Source organism: Micromonospora sp. NBC_00421 (genome assembly GCF_036017915.1).
In the GTDB taxonomy this organism is placed as follows: Bacteria; Actinomycetota; Actinomycetes; order Mycobacteriales; family Micromonosporaceae; genus Micromonospora.
Genome location: NZ_CP107929.1, coordinates 6559979 through 6583185, shown reverse-complemented (window position 1 = coordinate 6583185; position 23207 = coordinate 6559979). Strand labels below are relative to the sequence as shown.

Genomic DNA, 23207 nt, shown 5'->3' with positions numbered 1-23207 from the left:
ACCCACACCACTTACACCTCTTCGACCGAGCTCGGCTCGCGCCGGGACAGGTCGATGCCCAGCTCCTCCGCGGCCCGGAACACCTCGTCGTCGGTCTCGCGCATCTCCAGGGCCACCCCGTCGCTGCTGAGCACCTCGACGTTCAGGCACAGCGACTGGAGCTCCTTGAGCAGCACCTTGAACGACTCCGGGATGCCCGGCTCGGGAATGTTCTCGCCCTTGACGATCGCCTCGTAGACCTTGACCCGGCCCAGGACGTCGTCGGACTTGATGGTCAGCAGCTCCTGCAGGGCGTAGGCAGCGCCGTACGCCTGCATCGCCCAGCACTCCATCTCACCGAAGCGCTGGCCACCGAACTGCGCCTTACCACCCAGCGGCTGCTGCGTGATCATCGAGTACGGGCCGGTCGAACGGGCGTGGATCTTGTCGTCGACCAGGTGGTTGAGCTTCAGGATGTAGATGTAACCGACCGCGATCGGGTCCGGCAGCGGCTCGCCGGACCGGCCGTCGAACAGCCGCGCCTTACCCGAGGAACCGATCAGCTGGTTGCCGTCCCGGTTGGGCAGGGTCGACGCGAGCAGACCGGAGATCTCCTCTTCACGGGCACCGTCGAAGACCGGGGTGGCCACGTTCGTGTCCCCCTCGGACTCGTGCGCGTCGATCGAGCGGAGCTGACGCTTCCAGTCGGCGTCCTCGCCCTCGACCTTCCAGCCGGTCTTGGCGACCCAACCGAGGTGGGTCTCCAGCACCTGCCCGATGTTCATTCGCGACGGCACACCCAGCGGGTTCAGCACGATGTCGACCGGGGTGCCGTCCTCCAGGAACGGCATGTCCTCGATCGGCAGGATCTTCGAGATGACGCCCTTGTTACCGTGCCGGCCGGCGAGCTTGTCGCCGTCCTGGATCTTCCGCTTCTGGGCGACGTAGACCCGGACCAGCTCGTTGACGCCCGGCGGCAGCTCGTCGCCGTCCTCGCGGGAGAAGGTACGCACACCGATGACCGTGCCGGTCTCGCCGTGCGGCACCTTCAGCGAGGTGTCCCGGACCTCCCGCGCCTTCTCACCGAAGATCGCGCGGAGCAGCCGCTCCTCGGGGGTCAGCTCGGTCTCGCCCTTGGGCGTGACCTTGCCGACCAGGATGTCACCGGGAACGACCTCGGCGCCGATCCGGATGATGCCGCGCTCGTCGAGGTCGGCGAGCATTTCCTCGCTGACGTTCGGGATGTCGCGGGTGATCTCCTCCGGGCCGAGCTTGGTGTCCCGGGCGTCGACCTCGTGCTCCTCGATGTGGATCGAGGTGAGCACGTCCTGCTGCACGAGGCGCTGCGACAGGATGATCGCGTCCTCGTAGTTGTGGCCCTCCCAGCACATGAACGCCACCAGCAGGTTGCGCCCGAGCGCCATCTCGCCCTCGTCGGTGCACGGACCGTCGGCGATGACCTGGCCGGCCTCGACGCGGTCGCCCTCGAAGACCACCGGCTTCTGGTTGACGCAGGAGCCGGAGTTGGAGCGGCGGAACTTGTGCAGCAGGTACGTCCGGCGGTGACCGTCGTCCTGGTGGATGGTGATGTAGTCGGCGCAGAGGTCCTCGATCACACCGCCGACCTCGGCGACCACGACGTCGCCGGCGTCCACGGCCGCGCGGTACTCCATGCCCGTGCCGACCAGCGGGGCCTCGGCCTTGACCAGGGGCACCGCCTGACGCTGCATGTTGGCGCCCATCAGGGCACGGTTGGCGTCGTCGTGCTCGAGGAACGGGATCATCGCGGTGCCGACGGAGACCATCTGCCGCGGCGAGATGTCCATGTAGTCGACGGCGCTCGGGATCACGTCCTCGGTCTCGCCACCCTTACGGCGACACAGGACCCGGTCCTCGGCGAAGGTGCCGTCGGCCTGCAGCGGTGCGTTGGCCTGCGCCTTGACGAACCGGTCCTCGTCGTCCGCGGTCAGGTAGTCGACCTGGTCGGTGACCCGGCCGTCGACGACCTTTCGGTACGGCGTCTCGATGAAGCCGAACGGGTTGACCCGGGCGAACGTCGAGAGGTTGCCGATCAGGCCGATGTTCGGGCCTTCGGGCGTCTCGATCGGGCACATCCGGCCGTAGTGGGACGGGTGCACGTCGCGGACCTCGAAGCCGGCCCGCTCCCGGGACAGACCACCCGGGCCGAGCGCGTTCAACCGCCGCCGGTGGGTGAGCCCCGCCAGCGGGTTGGTCTGGTCCATGAACTGGGACAGCTGGGACGTACCGAAGAACTCCTTGATCGCCGCCACCACCGGGCGGATGTTGATCAGGGTCTGCGGCGTGATCGCCTCGACGTCCTGCGTCGTCATCCGCTCCCGGACGACCCGCTCCATCCGCGACAGACCGACCCGGACCTGGTTCTGGATGAGCTCACCCACGGTCCGGATCCGGCGGTTGCCGAAGTGGTCGATGTCGTCCGCCTCGTAGCCTTCCTCACCGGCGTGCAGCCGGCAGAGGTACTCGACGGTGGAGACGATGTCGTCCTCGGTGAGCGTGCCCGTGGTGATCGGCACGTTCAGCCCGAGCTTCTTGTTGAACTTGTACCGACCGACCTTGGCGACGTCGTACCGCTTCGGGTTGAAGAAGAGGTTGTCGAGCAGGGTCTGGGCGTTCTCGCGGGTCGGCGGCTCGCCAGGGCGGAGCTTGCGGTAGATGTCGAGCAGGGCCTCGTCCTGGCCGGCGATGTGGTCCTTCTCGAGCGTGGTCATCATCAGTTCGGACCAGCCGAACCGCTCGCGGATCCGCTCGGCCGACCAACCGATGGCCTTGAGGACGACCGTGACGGCCTGACGGCGCTTACGGTCGATCCGGACACCGACGGTGTCGCGCTTGTCGATGTCGAACTCCAGCCAGGCACCCCGGCTCGGGATCACCTTGACGCTGGACAGGTCGCGGTCGGAGGTCTTGTCCGGCTGCTTGTCGAAGTACACGCCGGAGGAACGGACGAGCTGGCTGGTCACGACGCGCTCGGTGCCGTTGATGATGAAGGTGCCCTTCGGCGTCATCATCGGGAAGTCACCCATGAACACCGTCTGGCTCTTGATCTCGCCAGTGGTGTTGTTGGTGAACTCCGCGGTCACGAACAGCGGCGCGCAGTAGGTCAGGTCCTTCTCCTTGCACTCCTCGATCGAGGCCTTGACCTCGTCGAAGCGCGGCGCCGAGAAGGAGAGCGACATGGTGCCGGAGAAGTCCTCAATGGGACTGATCTCGTCGAGGATCTCCGCGAGACCCGAGCGTGCGTGCGGGTCGTCCGCCGACCGGCCCTGCCAAGCCTCGTTGCCGACGAGCCAGTCGAAGGACTCGTTCTGGATGGCAAGGAGGTTGGGGACCTCGAGGTGTTCGGTGATCCTGCCGAAAGAAACTCGGCGGGGAGCGAAAGCGCTCGACGTACGACTGGTCTTCGCAGGGCGGGAAGCTGCCAAGATGCGTCCTTCCGAGGACCGGTGCTGCAGAACGGCTGGTATGCGTGCACTCCAATGACCCCACCAAAAATATCCGTAACCGGACATTTCCGAGCAGGGGCTACGTCGGAAGGCAGCGCAAACTAGCAGTGTAGCCGAGAGGCTAACCGCTGTCCAGCCCATCCCGCAGGTCGTCGCGGAACGTGCCTCGGGACCCCCGATCGGGGGTCGGACCGGGCCGCTCGGAACGCGACGTTCCTGGCGGGGCCACTCAGGTCGGAGCGGCTGCTGATGCTGCCGCAGCCTTACCCGAGAGGGGGCCGTCGCAAGCGCGGAAGGTCTTGCTGGTGTCAGCGTGCCTGGCAGGCCGGGGCTGCGTCAAGAGCCTCATCCCGGCTGCTCGCCGGGTTTCCCACTGACGGGTTACCCACGGCGTCACCGCCGGGTCGCACAACGGGTGCGAACACCCTGCTCACACCACTGATACCCGGAGTCACCACGCGCAACGGGCGGTGATCCGAAAATCGGATCACCGCCCGCCATGATGCGGTGTGCCACGGCTCACCCGAGCCGGACACGCGCCGAGGTCAGCCCGAGGCCGACCTCAGGTCACTTGAGGGTGACCTTGGCGCCCTCACCCTCGAGCTTGGCCTTCGCCTTCTCGGCGGTCTCCTTGTTGACCTTCTCCAGGATCGCCTTCGGCGCGGCCTCGACCGCGTCCTTGGCCTCCTTGAGGCCCAGGCCGGTCAGCTCACGCACGACCTTGATGACCTGGATCTTCTTGCCACCGTCAGCCTCGAGGACGACGTCGAACTCGTCCTTCTCCGGCTCGGCCTCGGCCGGGGCGGCAGCGCCGCCGGCAGCGGCGACCGCGACCGGAGCGGCGGCGGTGACCTCGAAGGTCTCCTCGAACTGCTTCACGAACTCAGAGAGCTCGATCAGCGTCATCTCCTTGAACGCGTCGAGCAGCTCGTCGGTGCTGAGCTTCGCCATGTCTGGCGTCCTTTCTCGCAGTGAAAACTAAGAATGTGGTGCGCCGGGAGGGCCTCAGGCCGCCTCGGCGCCCTCCTGCTCGCGCTTCTTGTCCGCCAAGGCGGCCGCCGCACGGGCGGCCTTGGAGAGCGGTGCCTGGAACAGGGCCGCGGCCTTGCTCAGGTTGCCCTTCATCGCGCCGGCCAGCTTGGCCAGCAGCACCTCACGGGACTCCAGGTCGGCAAGCTTCGTGACCTCGGCCGCGGAAATGGCCCTGCCCTCGAAGACACCGCCCTTGATGACGAGCTTCGGGTTGGCCTTCGCGAAGTCGCGAAGCCCCTTCGCCGCCTCGACGACGTCGCCCGAAACGAAAGTCAGCGCGGTAGGACCGGTGAACAGCTCGTCGAGGCCGGAGATGCCCGCCTCGGTCGCGGCACGCTTGGCCAGCGTGTTCTTCGCAACCGTGTAGGTGGTCTCCTTGCCGAGCGAGCGCCGCAGCTGGGTGAGCTGGGAAACCGTCAGACCACGGTACTCGGTGAGCACCGCAGCGCCCGAGGTACGGAAGCTCTCGGTCAGCTCAGCGACTGCCGTGGCCTTGTCGGCCCGGATCGGCTTGTCCGCCATGTCCCTCCTCTCTCGTTACTCGGAGCTGGTCGCCGCCGAGGAGCACGAGGCTCTACGACGGCGCCGGAGGCGTCACGACAACGAAAAAGCCCCGGCGCAGGGCGCGCGGGGCGAGGCCGGACCGATCACCGCGGTCATGGACCACGGAAAGGAGCCGAATTACGCTTACCGCCCTGCGCGGGTCGCCCGTCGTCGCGGAGCCTTCGACCGTGCCGGGGCACGGTGACCAGCGGTCTCTGGGTGGAACTACCGGCCCAGGTTACGCGACGTGCCCACCCAACGCCAAATCACCCCGCGACCCACCCGCCACCACCCCGCACCCCGCACCCCGCACCCCGCCCTGCCCTGCACCCCTCGGCCCTCCCCCTCGGCCCCGCCCTGCCGGCCCGTTACCCCTGCCGCCCCGGACCCGCACCCCCTCACTTGCCGCCCCGCGCACACCCCGTACCCCTCGGCCCCACCCTGCCGCCCCGCGCCCCCAGCCCTCAGCCCTAGCCCCGGCACCGGCACCGGCACCGGCACCGGCACCGGCACCGGCAAGATCGTGCTGCAACCATGTTGTCAACACCGTTGCGTTAACGCCGTGGGTGGCTGGTCAACCCGGGACAGGAAGTGCCCGATCGGGGAGCGGGGTGGGCCCGCTTGGCGATCATGGAGTGGTGGTGCCGACTTTGGGGGTTTTACGGGCGTTCTGTTACCCACCACAACTCCATGATCGGCGAGGCAGCGGTGGTTGACGAACAGCCGTTCCACCTAACGCAACGGTGTTGTCCAGGTTGTAGTGGCCTTCATCGACGGCGGACACCACTACATCCTGGATCCAGCACGACCTTGACAGGGGGCGCACGGCCTTGCTGGAGGGGCGCACGACCGAGACTGTCGGGGCAGGCTGACGAGGTGGCCTGACCAGATGATCCGGCGAGATGGCCCGGCAGGTGGCATGACTGGTGACCCCGATCACGTCCGCGCTGGTGGTGTAAGGGACGGCCATCGCGTGATCCGGTCTGATGTCATGCGGCGACCGGGGCGGGGTCGGTCTGGTCGGTGTCGTGTTGGCTGGTGTCGAGGATGATCATGCGGGCGTACCAGGTAGCCCAGCCAGGGTCACCCGGCAGATGGCATGGCGAGGTGACCCAGCCAGGGGTACCAGACCCGGGGCCCGGACCAAAGGGCCCGGACCAAAGCGACCGGACCAAAGCGACCGGACCAAAGGGACCGGCGGCTGGATCGGCCGGCGAGGTGGTGTGGCCGGGGTCTACCCGGTCTTCCAGGTCGGCGTCAGGGGTGGGTCCGGCGTTGCCAGGTGTAGCCGGCCAGGGCCAGCCCGGTCCAGGCGAGGGCCCAGCCGGAGAGGAGCAGGGCGGTACCCGCCGACAGGGGGCCGGCGAGCGCGCGGGCGGTCGCCAGCACCGGCGGCACGAGCCAGGGCGCCACCGAGTCACGCAGGCCCAGCGCGAGGGTGCCGACCACGCCCACCGCCAGCACCGCGACGCCGTACCCTGCGTTGCGGGTCAGGGCGCGGCTGGCAAGTGCGCCCACCGCTGTGGCGGGCAGCAGAGCAAGCAGGTGTGCCCAGAGCCCGAGGGTGAGCGCGACCGGTAGCGGCAGGTCACCCGGGCCAGGCACGGCCATCCCGCCGACCAGCCACGGGAAGACCAGGGCCACCAGCACAGTGCCCGCTCCGGCGATCATCGCCGCGAGCAGCCCGGCCAGCCGGGCCCGGGCCGGGCCGACCAGGACCTGCGCCAGCCGGCGCTGCACGTCCGGCTCGACGTCCAGCAGGATCTTGGTCTGCCAGGCCAGGACCGGAAAGAGCACCACGGCGCAGACGCCGTACGCCTCCGCCGGCCGGGCCCGACCGCCGCCGTAGAGGATGCCGAGGGCGACCAGGCCGGCCAGCAGCGGTGCCAGCGCCCGTCCGGTACGCAGGAAGCCGGCCAACCGCATCCGGATCAGCGCGCTCACCGGGCTGCCTCCTCCGCCCGACCGTCCCGCCCGAAGTCAGCCGTCGATCCACCCCCGAAAGTCGGGCCATCCATCGGCCCACCACTGGAAGACGGATCGACCACCGAGGGCACCACCACCGGGGACGGGTCGGGGGCAGGTGGTGCTGTCGCCTGCGAGGGCGGGACGGGGGTCTCCGGCGGAGCCGGCCCCGGGGGCGGGGCGGTGGGTTCGCGTACCCGCAGAATGTGGTGGCCGTCGGCGCGCAACCGGGCGACGGTGCCGGCCAACCGCGCGGCCGGCACCGCGACCTCGACCACCGCGACGGCCGACGGGCGGGTGGCCGGCTCCTCGGTGACCAGGCCGTCGGCCACCGTCCAGTGTCGGGCGTCGGGGAGTCGGACCGTCTCCCCCCGGTGGTCGCTGACCAGGACCGCTCCCCCGGCGGCCAACACCTCGTCGACCAGCTCCGGGACCAGGCCCCGGGCGGCGGCGTCCAGCCCCTCCCAGGGCTCGTCGAGGACCAGCAGGCCCGGGGTACGCAGCATCGCCTGGGCCAGGCCGACCTTCTGCGCGGTGCCCTTCGACAGGTCGGGCAGACGGACCTCACGGAACCCGGCCAGGCCCAGCCGGTCGGTCCACCGGTCGACGGCCCGGTCGGCGTCGGCCCGGCCCAGGCCGGCGATGCGGCCCATGGCGCTCAGGTAGCGGGTCACCGTGAAGGGCTGGTCGGCGGGGAACCGTTCGGGCACCCAGCCGACGTGCGGGGGTCGGTCTACCACCCGGCCCCGGGCCGGGCGCAGCACCCCGGCGCAGAGTTGCAGCAGGGTCGACTTGCCCGCCCCGTTGCGGCCGAGCACCACCGCCACCTCGCCCGGGTCGAGCCGGGCGGTGACACCGCGCAGCACCCACTGGCCACCCCGGCGGTACCGGAGCCGGACGTCCTCCAGTCGCATGGGGCGAGCCTGCCACAATCGGGCATACGGAAGGGGCCCCGCCACGTGGCGGGGCCCCTTCGCAGGAGAAGCCGGGCTCAGCCCTCGGCGCCGGTCTCCTGGACGTTCTTCACCACGTTGGGGTCGATCGGGACGCCCGGACCCATCGTGGTGGCCAGGGTGACCTTCTTGAGGTACTTGCCCTTGGCCGCGGACGGCTTGACGCGGAGCACCTCGTCGAGGACCGCGGCGTAGTTGTCGATCAGCTGGGCCTCGGAGAACGAGGCCTTGCCGATGATCAGGTGGAGGTTGGAGTGCTTGTCCACCCGGAAGGTGATCTTGCCGCCCTTGATGTCCGAGACGGCCTTGGTGACGTCCATGGTCACCGTGCCGGTCTTCGGGTTCGGCATCAGGCCGCGCGGGCCCAGGATCCGCGCGATCCGGCCGATCTTGGCCATCTGGTCCGGCGTGGCGATCGCCGCGTCGAAGTCGAGCCAGCCGCCCTGAATCCGGGCGACCAGTTCGTCCGTGCCCACCTCGTCGGCACCGGCGGCGACGGCCTCCTCGGCCTTCGCGCCGGCGGCGAAGACGATCACGCGGGCGGTCTTACCGGTGCCGTGCGGCAGGTTGACCACGCCACGGACCATCTGGTCCGCCTTGCGGGGGTCGACGCCGAGGCGCATGGCGACCTCGACCGTGGCGTCGAACTTGGCGCTGGTGGTGTCCTTGGCGAGCTTGACCGCCTCGGCGGGGGTGTAGAGCTTCGACTTGTCGACGGCCTCGGCGGCCTTGCGGTACGTCTTGCTGCGCTGCATCTCGGGTTACTCCTGTGGTCTCTGGCGGGCCGCGGTCGACGCGTGCCCTCCCACGAACTGATCTTGGGGACCGACCGGGGTCAGTCGTTGACGACGATGCCCATCGACCGCGCGGTGCCGGCGATGATCTTCGCAGCCTGGTCGATGTCGTTGGCGTTGAGGTCGACCATCTTCTTCTCGGCGATCTCGCGCACCTGGGCCTGGCTCACCGAGCCGACCTTCTGGCTCTGCGGCACGCCGGAGCCCTTGTCCACGCCGGCGGCCTTGAGCAGCAGCCGGGCGGCGGGCGGGGTCTTCAGGACGAAGGTGAAGGAGCGGTCCTCGTACACGCTGATCTCGGCGGGGACGATGTCGCCCCGCTGGGCCTCGGTCTGCGCGTTGTAGGACTTGCAGAACTCCATGATGTTCACGCCGTGCTGACCGAGCGCGGGGCCCACCGGCGGAGCCGGGGTCGCCTGGCCCGCCTTCAGCTGAAGCGTGAACGTCTTGACGAGCTTCTTCTTCGGAGGCATGTCACTTCCTGGGGCTTGGAACTGGGAAAGGTGCCGGCCACGGGCGCGCACGGTCAGCGCGTTGCCACAGCGACGTTCAAGAGTAGCGCAGCGCCCGGGAACCCTCTGCGCCGAGGTCCGCGCCGGGGTGGAACGACGTCGCCGGCGGGGGGCTGCTGCCCACCGCCGGCGACGCGGAACGTCGTCAGATCTTGGCGACCTGGTTGAAGTTCAGCTCGACCGGGGTCTCCCGGCCGAAGATCGACACCAGCACCTTGAGCTTCTGCTGATCGGCGTTGATCTCGCTGATCGTCGCCGGCAGCGAGGCGAACGCGCCGTCGGTGACGGTGACGGAGTCGCCCACCTCGAAGTCGAGGACCCTGATCTCGGGCTTGGCCTTCTTCTGCTCGGTCTCCACCGCCGGGGCCAGCCACTTGATCACCTCGTCGAGGCTCAGCGGCGCCGGCCGGTCGGCCCGGTCGGTGGCTCCGACGAAGCCGGTGACCCCCGGCGTGTTGCGCACGCACGAGTAGGACTCGGCGGTCAGCTCCATCCGGACCAGGATGTAACCGGGGAAGACCTTGGCCTGGATCTGCGAACGCTTGCCGTTCTTGACCTCGACCTCTTCCCGGGTCGGCACCTCGACCTGGTAGATGAACTCCTCCATGTCGAGGGAGATGATCCGGGTCTCGAGGTTGGTCTTGACCTTGTTCTCGTAACCGGCGTACGAGTGCACCACGTACCAGTCGCCGGGCGCGTAGCGCAGCTTCTGGCGCAGCTCGGCGACCGGGTCGTAATCCGGCTCCGGCTCCGGCTCCGTGGTCGGGAACTCCGGCTCGCTGGCGGCCTCGACCGACTCGTCACTCGCCGCCGTCGCGACCGTGGACTGGTCGTCCGTGGTCTCGGCGGTCTCGTCGTACTCAGGCACGCTTGCTCACTTCCGTCACTATCGGCTCAGTAGGCCGGTCAGCTGGGGCTGCCGAAGACCCACAGCACGCCCTTCGCGAAGGCGAAGTCGAGAAGGCCCACGATCGTCAGCATCACCGCGACGAAGGTGACCACCACGGCGGTGTAGGTCAGCAGTTCCTTGCGGGTCGGCCAGATGACCTTACGCAGTTCGGCGACGACCTCGCGGAAGAAACGCGCGATGCGGGCGAACGGCCCCACCCGGTCGGTCTCGGACCGGGTCTTCGGCTTGCTGTCGGCCTCACCCGCGCGGGTCCGCGACCGGGTCGCGGTACCGCCCCGGGATACCGGCTCGTCCGCGTCGGTGGGATCCGCGTCGGTGGCGTCATCGTCGGTGGCGTCGCCGTCGGCGGTCACCTCGTCGACGACCTCGTCACGCTCGTCGCGCAGACCGTCGTCGCCGGCGTCCTCGCCGCGCCGCTTGCTCTCGGCCACTTCGCCCTCCGTCGCGGATGTCGGTTCGTACGCCGGACGGCGTACGCGGCGCGTTGGTCACGCCGGCCGGACCAACCGTCCCGCGACGGGCCGCGGCCGGCGGACCGGACGAAGGGCCCCGAGTCGCCTCGGAACCACCCCGCCGATGCCACCACCACGGGCCGGACGCCGCCTTGCGGCGGCGCGACCCACGGGAACGGTCAGGCCTGAGGCGCAGGGGTGACAGGACTTGAACCTGCAGCCTGCGGTTTTGGAGACCGCTGCTCTGCCAATTGAGCTACACCCCTGTGCGGCAACGCTCGCCCCACCCGGCCTACACGGCCGAGCAGGGGTTACTTGCCCCACGGCGGACCAGTGTACGGGTACCGCCCCGACTTTCCCAACCGGTCCCGCCAGGTACGTTTCCGGAGGCTGTCAGCCAGCCGTCCGGACGGTCGCGCGGGCCTGCGAGAGGACCTTCTCGCCGCCGCACCGGGCTGTCACATCGAGCCTGGTCAACCCCGCCTCGGTGACCTCCTTGACTACCGCGTCGACGGTGATCTCGGTGCCCTCGTCGTCGTCCGGGACGACCACCGGCCGGGTGAACCGCACCCCGAAGTCGACCACCGCGTCGGGCGACCCGGCCCATTCGGCGACCGCCCGGCCGACCAGTGCCATGGTGAACATGCCGTGGGCGATCACCCCGGGCAGGCCCACCTTCGTGGCCGTCCGCTCGCTCCAGTGGATCGGGTTGAAGTCGCCCGAGGCGCCCGCGTAGCGGACCAGGTCCGCGCGGGTCACCCGGTACGTCCGGGTCGGCAGTTCCACGTCAGGACTCCCCACGTACGACGAGCTTGGACCAGACGGCGACCACCGGCTCGCCGGCCACGGTGGTCACGTCGGTGCGGGTGGTCAGGAAGGCGTGCCCACCCCGGTTGCTGATCTCCTCGATGGTGTTCACGCAGACCAGTTCGTCCCCCGCCACCACCGGCCGGGTGTACGCGAAGCGCTGGTCGCCGTGCACCACCCGGCTGTAGTCGACCCCGAGCGCCGGATCGTCGACGATCTGCTGGCTGGCGGCCATGGTGACCAGGACCGGGAAGGTGGGCGGGGCGACCACGTCCGGGTGGCCGAGGGCACGGCCCGCCGCCGGATCGTGGTGGGCCGGGTCGGTGGCGCCGATGGCGGTGGCGAACTCGCGGATCTTTTCTCTGCCCACCTGGTAGGGGGCGGTCGGCGGATACGTCCGGCCGACGAAGGACGGGTCCAGGGACATGCCGCCGAACCTACACGGGACGCCGAAACGCCGACCCGTACGGGCAGGCGGCTCTCAGGCCGCGCCATCCGTGCGGATCGGCGTTCGGGTTCGTCGGTCGCGGACCGGGCCGGCGTGGTGCCGGCCGAGGGTCAGCGGGTCTCGCGGTGGGCGGTGTGCTTGCCGTCCCGGGGGCAGAACTTCTTCAGCTCGATGCGGTCCGGGTCGTTACGACGGTTCTTACGCGTGATGTAGTTGCGCTCCTTGCACTCCACACACGCCAGAGTGATCTTCGGCCGGACATCGGTCGCCTTCGCCACGGCGGAGTGCCTTCCTCGCTACGGATATCAACTACAGCGCATCAGCCTACGCGGACGATGCCTGGACATGCAAAGTGGGCGCCAGTGGCGCCCGTCCCACCGACCGCCGGGGATGAGCCCGGAGGACGAGAGTAGCGGTGGCCGGACTTGAACCGGCGACACAGCGATTATGAGCCGCTTGCTCTGCCATCTGAGCTACACCGCCGCAGGCGGGTCCAGCCGGACCCTCTGAGCCCCCTTACGGAATCGAACCGTAGACCTTCTCCTTACCATGGAGACGCTCTGCCGACTGAGCTAAGGGGGCCTACCCGATCACCCCGGAGGGCGTCGCGCAGGGGATACATTACACGGCACCGCGCCAGGGGTGAAACCGGATCCCCGGGTGCCACATCGGCCCTGCTCAGGGCACCGCGCGGAGCCTGGGGAGGGCGCCCGGCTCGGTCGCCTCCTGGTCCACCCGGGCACCGAACCAGGCCTCCAGCCGCTCGTACGGCAGCGGCCTGCTGAACAGGAAGCCCTGCCCGATCTCGCAGCCGATGTCCTGGAGCAACTCCAGGGTCAGCTCGCTCTCCACCCCCTCGGCCACCACCGCCAGGCCGAACTGCTGGGAGAGCGTCACCACCGCGTTCACGATCGCCAGGTCGCCCGGGTCGGTCGCCATCCCCTGCACGAACGACCTGTCCACCTTCACCTCGTGCACCGGCAGCCGGCGCAGCTGGGCCAGCGACGAGTTACCGGTGCCGAAGTCGTCCACCGAGAGCCGGACCCCGAGATCCCGCAGCCGGCGCAGGGTGGGGATCGGCCGCTCGGTGCCGTCCAGCACCGCGGCCTCCGGGATCTCGACGGTCAGCAGGTGCGGCGGGACGCCGTACTCGGTGAGCAGCTCGCCGACCCGGCCCGGGAAGCTCCTGTCGGTCAGCGAGCGGGCGGCGATGTTGACCGACACCGCCAGCGGCTGCCCGGTGTGGCTCCAGTCCCGGCTGCGCCGCAGCCCCTCGCGGAGCACGAACTCGGTGAGCCGGCCCAACTGCCCGGTGTGCTCGGCCACCGCGACGAAGTCCTCCGGGGAGACCGTGCCGTGCGCCGGGTGCTCCCAGCGGGCCAGGCACTCCACCCCGAGCAGCCGGCGGTCCCGCAGGGTCACCTTCGGCTGGAAGTAGACCTCCAGCTCGCCCTCGTCGAGGGCGCGGCGCAGGTCGCCGGCGAGCCCGAGCCGGCGCAGCGACCGCGACTCCAGCGCCGGGTTGAACAGCTGCACGCTGCCGGGCACCGCCTTGGCCGCGGTGGCCGCCAGGTCGACCCGCTGCATGAGTACGGCGGCGTCACTGCCGTGATCCGGGTGCACCGCCACCCCGACCGCGCTGTCCACGTCGAGGGTGAGCGCGTCGAAGACCATCTCGTCGCGGATCTGCTCCCGCAGCTGGGCGGCCAGCTCCAGGGCCGCCTCGGCGTTCTCCAGCCGCAGCGTCACCAGGAACTCGTCGCCACCGGCCCGGCCCACCAGGGCGGACGACGGGGCGCAGGCGCGCAGCCGCTCGGCCACCTCGACGAGGACCTTGTCCCCCGCCGCATGCCCCAACGACTCGTTGACCTGGCGCAGCCCGTCCACGTCGAAGAGCAGCACGGCGACCACCTCGCCGGGCGCGCGAATCTTGACCGCCTCGGCCAGCGCCGCGGTGATCCGTCGCCGGTTGGGCAGCTTGGTCAGCGCGTCGTGGTAAGCGTCGTGCCGCAGCCTGTCGACCAGCCGGGAATTCTCCAGGGCGACGGCGGCGTGCGCGGCCACGGTCTCGAAGACGGGGATGTCGCTGGGGGTGAAGTGGCCGATGTCGCTGAGCCGGTTGGTGACCTCCAGGGTGCCGATCACCGCCTGGCCGGAGCGCAGCGGCACCACGATCGCGTCCTTGACCTGCTTGGCGCCCACCTCGCGGCGCAGCGCGGTGTCGTCGCCGAGCAGCCGACCGATGGACAGTGTCTTGCCCAGCTCCCGGGCCTGTTCCCGGAAGACCGTCGGGGTGGGTGCGAAGTCGAGCAGGCCCGGGGTGTCCACCCGGGCGGTCAGCAGCACCTCGGGGTGCCGCCGCTGGGCGGGCAGCCAGAGGGTGGCGTACTCGGCCTGCATCAGGCCCCGCACCCGGTCCAGGAGGATGTCGGCGAGCGCGCCCTCGGCGCTCGTGGAGAGCAGCCGGGTCAGGTCGTACATGCCGGTGAGGGTGCGGTGCTGCCGGAAGAACTGGGAGTACGACCGGTAGACCTGGAACAGCGCCGCGAACAGCGCCGCCAGCAGCAGCACCGACCACCAGGTGGTCTTCAACGCGATCAGGACGAGCAGGCCGACCGAGGCGTTGATGGAGGTGGTGAGGAAGACCGAAGGCGCGGTACGCAGCGCCTCCCGACCGGCCTGCCAACCCTGCAACAGCACGTGCACCCCGGCCACCGAGAGCAGGCTGACCAGGGTGATGGTGTTGACCGCCAGGAAGAGGATGCCCCAGGTGCCCGGCCCGACCCCCTCCAGCGGGGGCAGGGCGAGCAGGAGCAGCCCGGCCAGCGAGGTGGCCGCCGCCGCCTTGGCCACGTTGAACCACAACTTGGCCGGCGCGAAGCGGTGCGACGCGCTCCAGATCAGCACGGAGAGCGTGTAGATCAGCACCACGGTCAGCGGCGGCAGGAAGAAGAGCGCGACGACGAGGGGCACCTCGGTCAACGTCACTCCGACCGACTGACGCCGGACGATGACGTTGAGAACCGGGATGCTGATCCCCGTCATCGCCACGAATATCAGAAACGCCAGGCCCCAATCCCGGAATTCGGGGCGCAGGACACCGATCGCGGTGCTGAAGACGATGGCCAACAAGGCCAGGGGTGCGGTGATGAACCAGGCGCGTTCGGTGGACTTACGCCGCTGATCTCGGCTGGCCATCCGCCACCCTCTCCCTGAGAGACGTCGCCCCCAGGGCACCGGGAGCGGGGACGACGCGGGGGCTTAGCGCGCGCTGCCCATGGTCCAGACGACGTCGGCCATCTGCGCACCGCTGTCGGCGGCGCGGATGCCGGTGACGGCAAGTCCACCCAGGATGGTGGCGAGCACGAGGAGCGAGCCAAACAGCCGGCCCAGCCTTCGACCAGACATGATTGCTCCTGTCGAGTGAGTGTTCACGGGGGATGGTGGAGGTTCCACGATCGTGCCACACCTCGGGTACCCAGAAAAGCGGGAAGAGCGGCGCTGGTCCGAGCAGCGGGCAGGTTCCGCCGTTCGGCCCACCGCCGTCACCTCCCCGTGCCAGATCAGCGGCACCAGGACGGGTAACAGCCTCCACGAATCGCTCAATGTCACTATCGACGCAAACCCGATCTTTAACGGCGCGGAGCCGCTCCCCGGGCGGCAGGGCGACCCTCGGACCCGAGGGTCGCGACGACTGCTCCCGGAACCGTCACATCGATCACCATAGCTCATTTCGCCGGGCACGGAAGCGGCCTGTCGGGAGTCGACGGACTCCGCACCAGATCAACGACAAAACACGCGTACGGTGGCGAGCTGCCGCTAGCAGGTGAAACACCTCTCAGAAGAGGCCGGACCCCCGATTGTCGTACCGCAATGGTGTCGTGAATCCATGACATCGCATCCGCCGGTGACGCCGGTGATCGAGGAACGCCCGGACCAGCCGTACGTGGGGATCAGACGCACGGTGACCATGGAGACCATCGGCGACGCCCCGGACGCCCTGTCCGACCTGGCCGACTGGCTGACGGCGCGGGGGATCACCCCGGCCGGCCCGGACTTCCTGCGTTACCACGTGATCGACATGGCGCGGGAGCTGGAGGTCGAGGCGGGCGTGCCGGTGCCGGCCGACGCGCAGATCGCGGTGGAGGCGCCGATGCGTGCAGGCGTGCTCCCCGCCGGCCGCTACCTCACCACCACCCACGTCGGCGATCCCGACGAGCTGGTGGCGGTGACCGGGGCGTTCCTGGCGTGGGCGGCGCGCCACGGGTTGCGCTGGGACGCCAGCGACACCGGGGCGGGCGAGCGCTGGGGCTGCCGGCTGGAGATCTACCACCTCGGACCGGACTACGACCCGGACCGGAGCACATGGAAGACGCAACTGGCGTTCCGTCTGGCGGATTGACGAGGAGGGCTGCTTTCTGAGGTGGGTGCCGGCAGGGAGGCCCTGGGATAACTGGGGTGGTTTGGGGGTATGTCGGGGGTTATGGCAGGTCAGGATGGGGCGGTGGACGTGGAGCACGCGCGGCCGGCGGGGGTCGACGACGCGACGGTCGAGGCGTTGGGCAAGTTGAGTGAGGCGTTGGAGACGATCCACCGGGTGCGCGGGCACCTCTACTCGGCACACCAGCTCGTCGGCGGCGCGGATCTCACCCTGGACCAGGTGGTGAAGCTGCTGCGCGGGGCCGGGCACGACGAGGTGGCCGACCGGGTCGAACACGAGCTGTTGGGGCGCAACCTGCTGCCCGGCCGGTGGACGTTCCAGATCGTGGAGGAGTTCGACGACGGCTACTACGCCACGTTCCAGGAGATCGAGCGGGACGCGCGGGAGAAGTTGGCAGGGGGCCGGCGGCACATCTACGAGGCGGAGATGAAGCAGCGGCGGCGTACCCACGGAATGCCCGGCCACGAGGCCACGCCGGAGTCGGCACGCCCCGGCCGGGACGGACGCTGACCGACCCGACGTCGCTGGGACACGCGATCGGCCCGCCCCCGACGCGGCGACGCCGGGGTCGGGCCGGGGGTCACCACTGGCGGCGTACCGTCGCTTTGGGGCCGGTGACCAGGGTGGCGGGCGGGATGTCGTCGGCGACCACCGCGCCGGCCGCCACCACGGCGTCGCGGCCGATGCGGACGCCGGGGAGGATCGTCGCGCCGGCCCCGATCCAGACGTTCTCCGCGATGTCGATGGGCGCTCCGGTCAGCCACTCCCGCCGCTGCACGGGGTCGACCGGGTGGCCGAGGGTGATGAAGGTGGCCTTCGGGCCGACCATCACGCCCTCGCCGAGCCGGATGCCGGCATAGTCGAGGAACGTGCAGTTCTGGTTGACGAACACCCGCTCCGCGAGGTCCAGATTGAGACCGTGGTCGGTGTAGAACGGCGGATAGATGGTGACCCGCGCCGGCATCGGTCGGCCGAGAAGCTGGGTCAGCAGCTCGGCCCGACCGGCTTCGTCCTCGAACGGCAGCACGTTCAGCCGGGAGGTCAGCTCGGTGGCCCGCAGCACCCTCGCCGCCATCGCCTGGAACTCGGGGCTGTGGATACGCATGAAGCGGTCGTCGGCCATCCCGCGATCCTCGCCGACGCCGCCGCCCCGGGGCGCTGCGGGCCGCCGCCGCTCACCGCCGCTCCCCCGCCTGCCCCGACGGGCCGACCGGTGCCCGCATGAGCCGCCGCGCCTGGGTCAACTCCTCGATGAGCCGGTCGACCTGCCCGCTCGACAGCAGCACGGCCTGGGTGCCGCCGTACCGGGTGGCGTCCAGCTTGATCGACGGTTCGCGCCTGATGAACCGGTCGACGAGCAGTTGCAGGTTCACCCAGCCGGTCCGCTCCCGCCCCACGGTGGCGAGGAACCCCCTGTGCATCGGATCGTTCGGCCCGCACCCCCGACACCACGCCGGGCAGACCACCGGCCGGCCACCCTCACTCATCACCGCTCCCCTGCTGGCCCGCGCGATCCTGGCCCGCGCCGTCCTGCTCGGCGTGGTCCTGGCCCGCGTCGTCCCGTTCGGTCGCCTCGGTCAGCAGCCCGCGAAGCTGCTCGGCCAGCTCGGTGGCCTGGGGCAGCGACAACTCGGCCCAGGCGTTGCCGGCCCGGCCCGCCACGTGCACACCGACGAGCGGCACGCCCGGAACCGCCGCGCTGATCAGGTACGTCATGACGAGGCCGCTCGCCCGAGTCCCACCGACCCGGAGCATCGGGCCGCGATGCCGGCGGGCCATGTGCGGCATCACCGGCGGCGCGAGGAATCCGCAGCACTCCGGGGTACACCACCGCGGGTGGGTGGTCACCGTCGATTTTCCGGTACGCGTCATCGCGGCCACCGCCCACCGTCACAGCGGTACGCCTGGCCCACCGTCAGTAGTGGCGCATGCCACAGCACAGGCGGCTCGTACCTGCCACCGATAGACCCGACTGACGCCGGGAACCTGATCACGCTGGGGATCGACATTGCCCACCTTCTTCATCGAACTCGCCGCAAGACCTATAGAGGACTATAGGTAAGCTAGTGGTCGACTAGCAAGACCTCTATAGGACTCAGATTGGAAGGCCGGGCGCTACCGTGTTCAACAGGGGTAGACCTCCACAGGACCCAGACGGAGATAGGGCGGAGATGACCGAGGATCTTGGTGCCAGGGCACCGAAGTACCTACAGATCGCGGCTCAGCTGCGGCGGGAGGTCCGCGAGGGCAGATTCAAGCCGGACAACCGCCTGCCCGCCGAGACAGCTCTCGCGGAGCGGTTCCGGGTCAGCCCGGTAACCCTCCGGAATGCCATCGGCGTCCTTCGCGCCGAAGGGCTGATCGAGTCCCGGCACGGCGTCGGCACGTTCGTCCGCGAGAGCCGGAGACTGCACCGCCGATCCCGCGACCGCTACGGACGTGCCCGCCAGGACCAGCAACTCCTGACCTCACACCTCCGACACGAGATCGTCTTCGCCGGCCGCGTGCCTGTCCCCGCCCACATCGCCGAGGTCATGGGCGTCGAGCCCGACACGGAGGTGGTGGTTCGCCGCCGCCACCTCTTCGGACGGGAGACCGACAAGCCCGAGGAGATCGGTGCCAGCTACCTACCCGCCGAGATCGCCGCCGGCACCTTCCTGGAGGAGCCCACGGTGACGGCCAAGGGCCTGTTCCTCTGCGTCGAAGACCTGAGCGGCAAGCGCTACGCGACGGCACGGGACCAGTGGATCGCCCGCCTCCCCACCGCCGAGGAATCGGCAGTCCTCGGGCTTTCCACAGGTGCCCCGGTCATGCACGTGATCCACACGGCCCGAGCCGAGGACGACACCATCCTCGAAGTATCCGAATCGATCTGGCCCGCCGACCGAATCATGATCATCGACGAGTATGCCGTGGAGCCGACGGCCAGTGCGCCGGACGCGCCGTCCGACGTCTGACAGGAGTACGCCGTGGCGCTCGTAGACCTGCCACCCGGGCAGCACGCCGATCGGGTCCGTAACCACTGGTGGTGGCGACCCGGCTGGCGCGTCGGCAGGCGCTTCTACGCCTTCCATGTCACCTTCGAGAACCAACATGAGCTGTACCGCCTGGCCGACTCCTACCGGTCGGCACTGAGCGCGGCACCTGCCCTGACTCTCATCCCTGACCGGTGGTTGCACCTCACCATGCAGGGCATCGGCTTCACCGACGAGGTTGCCGACGAGAGGTTGGCGGCGATCATCGACGAGGCCCGGGGCCAGCTCGCCCGCCTGAGTCCGATCGATGTCCAGTTCAGTGAGGTCGTCGTCGCGGACGAGGCCATCGTCATGCCGGCGACGCCAGCAGAAGCCGTGCACCGGCTCCGCACCACCACCCGAGCCGCCATTGGCCACGTTCTCGGCGACACGAACGTACCCGAAGATCCCCTCCGGTTCCGGCCACACGTCAGCGTCGCGTACCTGACGAGCGAAGGGTCAGCCGAGCCCTACGTTCAGGCCGTCGCGGCGACCCAGCCCAGGCCCGCCGCCGTTCGGATCACCCACGTCGACGTCATCGACATGCACCGAGACCGGCAGATGTACGAGTGGTCTCTGATCACTGGGCTACCGCTCGAAGGCTCTACACGAACCCACACCAGCGAATTCGGCCCAGGGCACCCAGATGACGCAGCCGCTCATGCTGGCCGACGTGAGCGGCTGGACCACGGGATACCCGTTGAAGGCTGACCTCCCGCGCATCAGCCGGGCCGGTATCGCCCGGGTGGCCGCTCTCGCCCTGCTGTGGGGCTCCGGCTTCCTCTGGATCAAGCTCGCGTTGCGGGGCTTCAACGCGGTGCAGATCGTGTTCGCCCGGCTCCTGCTCGGCTTCCTGATCCTGACCCCGATCGCCCTGGCCCGGGGACTTCGCTTTCCCAGACAAGGACGGCTCTGGGGTCACCTGTTCGTTGCCGCCTTGGTCGCCAACGCCGTGCCGTACCTGTGGTTCGGCATCGCTGAGGAAACGATCGGGTCGAACGTGGCCGGGGCACTCAACGCGACCACGCCGCTCTGGACGCCACTCCTGGCGTTCCTCGTCGGCGTCGACCGGACCGTCACCATGAAGAAGGCCGCCGGCTTCGCCCTCGGGTTCCTCGGCGTCGTGGTGCCTCGCCCGACGCCGCTGCCACGTCCTCCACGCCATGCTCCGCGACAAGATCCCCTACCAACCACGCCCCACCAACCGGCCACCGCTTGACCAAACCCATAGGGACGTCCCCCACCTCTTATCGACCACGGGTAGCCTGCTCGACATGCCGAGCATCGATCGTCCCCTCCAGACGCACGGCCTGAGCAGCACTGTATATGTGCCGATCTTGCGTCGGATCTTCGAAGAAAAGCACACCCCCGGTGCCACGTTTCTCGACTTCTCATTGGACGACATCCGAAAGGCCGCCCTGGAGCTGAACATTACAGTACGCAATCCGGCCGATCTCGTCTATAGGATGCGATCCAGAACTGTGCTGCCGAAAGAGATCCTAGACGAAGGATTCTACATCCTTCGGGCGGTGGGGCGCGGCCTCTACCGCTTTGAGGTAGGGGAGTCAACAATCATACCGCTACCTCAGGGTGAGATAACTGAGGCACTTGACTTAACACCGCTGCCGGTCCGGCGGCTTCTTCCCGAGCAGATAGCTGAGTTTGATGAGCAAGCATTGCTTACCGTCGTCAACTACTGCTCTCTGCTCGACCACTTCACTGGATTGCGCACTTATCGACTACGAAGCCATGTGCGAAAAAGTGTGGCCGGAGTCGGCCAAGCGGAGCTGGACGAGCTGGACGTCGCGGTAGCGCTACGCGACGACGAAGAGCCCATAATTCTCCCGGTTGAGGCGAAGGCGGCACCGGATGCGATTAACAGGGTGCAGATCAGTCAAATGGTGACTTTCTCTCGGATCTATTTCCCGGGCCACGAAGTCAGGCCGATTGCCGTCAAGGTAGACTATGACTCCCTGGTTCATATCCTTGAGTTCAACCCCACAGAGGAGCCCGCCAAGCTGATAGTGCAAGACTATGCCACATATCAGCTCAAGCTCTCGGAGCAACAACGCAGTTTCGTGCGTAGGACGGAAAAGAGATTGCTATGACGCCACGAGCGATTGAGCTTTTCTGCGGATGTGGCGGGTTATCTACCGGCATCCTTGATGCGGGCATTCAGGTCCTCGCGGGCTTCGATCATGACGCGCCCAGCATTAAGACCTTCAACTACAATCACCAGTACAGAGGTGGCTACGGATATGTCGCTGATCTCGCATCCCTGAGCGGCAAGGAGCTGCTTGAGCTTGCTAACGTCAGGGGATCGGTAGACCTTGTCGCAGGTGGCCCGCCGTGCCAGCCGTTCAGCGTCGCGGGCAAGAAGCGAGGCTTGGACGACAAGCGGGGAAACCTAATCTTCCGCTTCGCTGACATCGTGCGTGAACTCTCTCCGACCGCCTTCCTCTTCGAGAACGTTCCAAACCTCGCGAAGATGGACGGAGGGAGTCTCGCTGGCCGACTAAAGGACGAGCTAAGCGCGCTGGGCTACGAGGTTTACGCCTCAATTCTCACTGCTGCCGACTACGGAGTGCCGCAGGCTCGAAAGCGCTTCTTCTTGGTCGGACTCCCCACAGGGATGAAGTTTGCATTTCCAGCCCCAACCCACGCTGAAAAGATTGATCTTTTCGGGGAAACCAAACCGTATTTGACGGCGGCGGATGCAATCGGCGACCTGCCCGACGTCGGAACGGACAGGGCTCGCGAGATTCCTAATCATGAGCCCACGATGCATAGCGCTAAGATGGTTCAGGCCTTCCGAGAGCTACTTCCAGGAACCCGCGATAAGAAATCCTTCCATGATCGGCTCCATCCGGACCGACTCAGTTACACACTACGGGCAGGTTCTGGGAATTTCTCGCCACTTCGCCCCGTGCACTACAAGTACGATCGGGTGATTTCCGTGAGGGAGAGTGCGCGCATTCAGGGAATGGATGACAGCTTCATTTGGCCTGATCCCCTGCCGCGACTTCAGCAATATCGGCAAGTCGGAAACGCCGTCCCGCCACCGCTTGCACAGGCCGTGGCAGCGAGGATGGCTGATGTGCTCGGCTGGGAGGCATCGCCGCACGAAACCAAGGGCGACCCTTCGACCCGGCCGGCAGCTTTCTATCTGACTCACGAGGAACGGCACGCTGATCGTGTCGGGAGACTCCGTGGCGCATCGCTTGGCGCTCCGGTAAGCCCTCAACCACCAGAGTCGGACTGACCCGCGCGGCTCAGCACCGCTCGTCCCTCGCCCGGCGACCGTACGATCTGCGACACGCCGCTGTGTCGCTGTGGCTCAACGCCGGGGTACCGGCTACCCAGGCTGCCGAGTGGGCAGGGCACAGCATGCACGTCCTCATGCGGGTCTACGCAAAGTGCGTCTATGGCCAGGAAGAAGCGGCCCGCCGCCGCGTAGCGGCAGCGCTCGGGCTGCCGGCTGCTGCCGCCACCCCGGTAGCCGCTGACGAAGCCGCCCCACAACCGGCCGACAAAGCCGCCTGGCGGAACCGGCCTGGCGGCTTTCGTCACCGATGATCTCGGCGACACGTATACGACACAGCCAGCGAGATTGAGCGAGTTAGAGCAGGACTGAGTGAGACCCACGAAAGCGGCCCCTGACCAGCGCGAGCGCTGGTCAGGGGCCGCTTTGTGCACCTGGTGGCGGGTAGAGGATTCGAACCTCTGTAGCTTTCGCGACGGATTTACAGAGCGCCACAGCCAAAGCTCTGACCTGCGCTAACTCGCAACAGCGCAGGTTCAGCGACACGTATACGACGCAGACACATGTCCGAGGCCACGCCGGTGACTCAGCCCTAAGGACAAGGCTGCTG

Annotated in this window: 23 protein-coding genes, 3 tRNA genes and 2 pseudogenes; 8 read left to right on the top strand and 20 right to left on the bottom strand. The window is 68.5% G+C overall.

The genetic code is table 11. The annotated features are described in order from the left end of the window. Positions 1-11: 11 nt before the first annotated feature. The 17 genes from rpoB to OHQ87_RS28260 all read right to left on the bottom strand — a co-directional run bounded on the left by rpoB (position 12) and on the right by OHQ87_RS28260 (position 15288). Entirely contained in the window at positions 12-3443 is a 3432-nt protein-coding gene (gene rpoB / locus OHQ87_RS28340) for a DNA-directed RNA polymerase subunit beta (protein WP_328342822.1), read from the bottom strand. Between the two features lie 588 nt (positions 3444-4031). Beyond that, positions 4032-4415 (bottom strand): 50S ribosomal protein L7/L12, encoded by a 384-nt coding sequence (gene rplL, locus OHQ87_RS28335; protein ID WP_091242050.1) that lies wholly within the window; start codon positions 4413-4415, stop codon positions 4032-4034. A 54-nt stretch (positions 4416-4469) separates the two neighbouring features. Further along, complete coding sequence (gene rplJ, locus OHQ87_RS28330) at positions 4470-5018, bottom strand: 50S ribosomal protein L10 (RefSeq protein ID WP_067301385.1); 549 nt, start codon at positions 5016-5018, stop codon at positions 4470-4472. A gap of 1278 nt (positions 5019-6296) precedes the next feature. Beyond that, complete coding sequence (locus OHQ87_RS28325) at positions 6297-6983, bottom strand: hypothetical protein (protein ID WP_328342821.1); 687 nt, start codon at positions 6981-6983, stop codon at positions 6297-6299. Next, complete coding sequence (locus OHQ87_RS28320; protein WP_328342820.1) at positions 6980-7918, bottom strand: ABC transporter ATP-binding protein; 939 nt, start codon at positions 7916-7918, stop codon at positions 6980-6982. Before OHQ87_RS28320 ends, OHQ87_RS28325 begins: the two co-directional genes overlap by 4 nt. A 77-nt stretch (positions 7919-7995) precedes the next feature. After that, positions 7996-8712, bottom strand: coding sequence for a 50S ribosomal protein L1 (gene rplA, locus OHQ87_RS28315; protein ID WP_328342819.1), 717 nt, complete (start codon positions 8710-8712; stop codon positions 7996-7998). Between the two features lie 80 nt (positions 8713-8792). Beyond that, positions 8793-9224, bottom strand: coding sequence for a 50S ribosomal protein L11 (rplK, locus tag OHQ87_RS28310; RefSeq protein WP_208568215.1), 432 nt, complete (start codon positions 9222-9224; stop codon positions 8793-8795). Positions 9225-9408: 184 nt separating this feature from the next. Further along, positions 9409-10131: a transcription termination/antitermination protein NusG gene (nusG, locus tag OHQ87_RS28305; RefSeq protein ID WP_328342814.1), complete on the bottom strand. Its 723-nt coding sequence runs from the start codon at positions 10129-10131 to the stop codon at positions 9409-9411. A gap of 38 nt (positions 10132-10169) precedes the next feature. After that, positions 10170-10604, bottom strand: a complete 435-nt coding sequence (gene secE, locus OHQ87_RS28300; protein ID WP_328342813.1) for a preprotein translocase subunit SecE — start codon at positions 10602-10604, stop codon at positions 10170-10172. A 214-nt stretch (positions 10605-10818) separates the two neighbouring features. After that, positions 10819-10891: transfer RNA gene (locus tag OHQ87_RS28295), tRNA-Trp, on the bottom strand. 127 nt (positions 10892-11018) lie between these two features. Further along, entirely contained in the window at positions 11019-11411 is a 393-nt protein-coding gene (locus tag OHQ87_RS28290) for a MaoC family dehydratase (RefSeq protein WP_328342811.1), read from the bottom strand. A gap of 1 nt (position 11412) precedes the next feature. After that, positions 11413-11859 (bottom strand): MaoC family dehydratase N-terminal domain-containing protein, encoded by a 447-nt coding sequence (locus tag OHQ87_RS28285; RefSeq protein WP_328342810.1) that lies wholly within the window; start codon positions 11857-11859, stop codon positions 11413-11415. A 131-nt stretch (positions 11860-11990) separates the two neighbouring features. After that, on the bottom strand, positions 11991-12158 hold the full coding sequence (gene rpmG / locus OHQ87_RS28280) for a 50S ribosomal protein L33 (RefSeq protein ID WP_091242082.1): 168 nt from the start codon (positions 12156-12158) through the stop codon (positions 11991-11993). Positions 12159-12290: 132 nt separating this feature from the next. After that, a tRNA-Met gene (locus tag OHQ87_RS28275) sits at positions 12291-12363 on the bottom strand. A 26-nt stretch (positions 12364-12389) separates the two neighbouring features. Beyond that, a tRNA-Thr gene (locus tag OHQ87_RS28270) sits at positions 12390-12462 on the bottom strand. A gap of 96 nt (positions 12463-12558) precedes the next feature. After that, positions 12559-15078 carry a putative bifunctional diguanylate cyclase/phosphodiesterase gene (locus OHQ87_RS28265; RefSeq protein ID WP_328342807.1) on the bottom strand — a complete coding sequence of 840 codons (2520 nt, stop codon included), beginning with the start codon at positions 15076-15078 and terminating at the stop codon, positions 12559-12561. 63 nt (positions 15079-15141) lie between these two features. After that, complete coding sequence (locus tag OHQ87_RS28260) at positions 15142-15288, bottom strand: hypothetical protein (RefSeq protein WP_328342805.1); 147 nt, start codon at positions 15286-15288, stop codon at positions 15142-15144. Positions 15289-15769: 481 nt separating this feature from the next. Here OHQ87_RS28260 and OHQ87_RS28255 point away from each other — a divergent pair, with 481 nt between their 5' ends. Together OHQ87_RS28255 and OHQ87_RS28250 are read left to right on the top strand one after the other, a co-directional pair. Then, positions 15770-16282: a GyrI-like domain-containing protein gene (locus OHQ87_RS28255; RefSeq protein ID WP_328342803.1), complete on the top strand. Its 513-nt coding sequence runs from the start codon at positions 15770-15772 to the stop codon at positions 16280-16282. Positions 16283-16351: 69 nt separating this feature from the next. Then, the gene (locus OHQ87_RS28250; protein ID WP_442930616.1) at positions 16352-16831 is read left to right on the top strand and encodes a hypothetical protein; all 480 of its coding nucleotides are present in this window, start codon (positions 16352-16354) and stop codon (positions 16829-16831) included. 70 nt (positions 16832-16901) lie between these two features. Here the strand turns inward: OHQ87_RS28250 and OHQ87_RS28245 are convergent, their stop codons facing one another. Genes OHQ87_RS28245 through OHQ87_RS28235 form a run of 3 tightly spaced genes read right to left on the bottom strand, consistent with a single transcriptional unit; the run spans position 16902 to position 18037 of the window. Beyond that, positions 16902-17444 (bottom strand): DapH/DapD/GlmU-related protein, encoded by a 543-nt coding sequence (locus OHQ87_RS28245; protein ID WP_328342799.1) that lies wholly within the window; start codon positions 17442-17444, stop codon positions 16902-16904. Positions 17445-17496: 52 nt separating this feature from the next. After that, the gene (locus tag OHQ87_RS28240; protein ID WP_328342797.1) at positions 17497-17808 is read right to left on the bottom strand and encodes a precorrin-4 C11-methyltransferase; all 312 of its coding nucleotides are present in this window, start codon (positions 17806-17808) and stop codon (positions 17497-17499) included. Then, positions 17801-18037 (bottom strand): hypothetical protein, encoded by a 237-nt coding sequence (locus OHQ87_RS28235; RefSeq protein WP_328342795.1) that lies wholly within the window; start codon positions 18035-18037, stop codon positions 17801-17803. Before OHQ87_RS28235 ends, OHQ87_RS28240 begins: the two co-directional genes overlap by 8 nt. A gap of 404 nt (positions 18038-18441) precedes the next feature. On the opposite strand from OHQ87_RS28235, the gene OHQ87_RS28230 reads away from it, so the two are divergent. From OHQ87_RS28230 to OHQ87_RS28205, 6 genes and pseudogenes are all read left to right on the top strand, one after another. Beyond that, on the top strand, positions 18442-19278 hold the full coding sequence (locus OHQ87_RS28230) for a GntR family transcriptional regulator (RefSeq protein ID WP_328342793.1): 837 nt from the start codon (positions 18442-18444) through the stop codon (positions 19276-19278). 12 nt (positions 19279-19290) lie between these two features. Further along, positions 19291-20046, top strand: a complete 756-nt coding sequence (locus OHQ87_RS28225; protein ID WP_328342791.1) for a 2'-5' RNA ligase family protein — start codon at positions 19291-19293, stop codon at positions 20044-20046. Beyond that, positions 19982-20404: pseudogene (locus OHQ87_RS28220) on the top strand (EamA family transporter); the annotation flags it as partial. The gene OHQ87_RS28225 and the pseudogene OHQ87_RS28220, both read left to right, overlap by 65 nt. A 205-nt stretch (positions 20405-20609) precedes the next feature. Then, positions 20610-21443 carry a hypothetical protein gene (locus tag OHQ87_RS28215; RefSeq protein ID WP_328342790.1) on the top strand — a complete coding sequence of 278 codons (834 nt, stop codon included), beginning with the start codon at positions 20610-20612 and terminating at the stop codon, positions 21441-21443. Beyond that, a complete protein-coding gene (locus tag OHQ87_RS28210; protein ID WP_328342787.1) occupies positions 21440-22597 on the top strand; it encodes a DNA cytosine methyltransferase in 1158 nt (385 codons plus the stop codon). Before OHQ87_RS28215 ends, OHQ87_RS28210 begins: the two co-directional genes overlap by 4 nt. An 8-nt stretch (positions 22598-22605) precedes the next feature. Continuing rightward, positions 22606-22911 (top strand): annotated as a pseudogene (locus OHQ87_RS28205) (hypothetical protein); the annotation flags it as partial. Between the last annotated feature and the right edge of the window lie 296 nt (positions 22912-23207).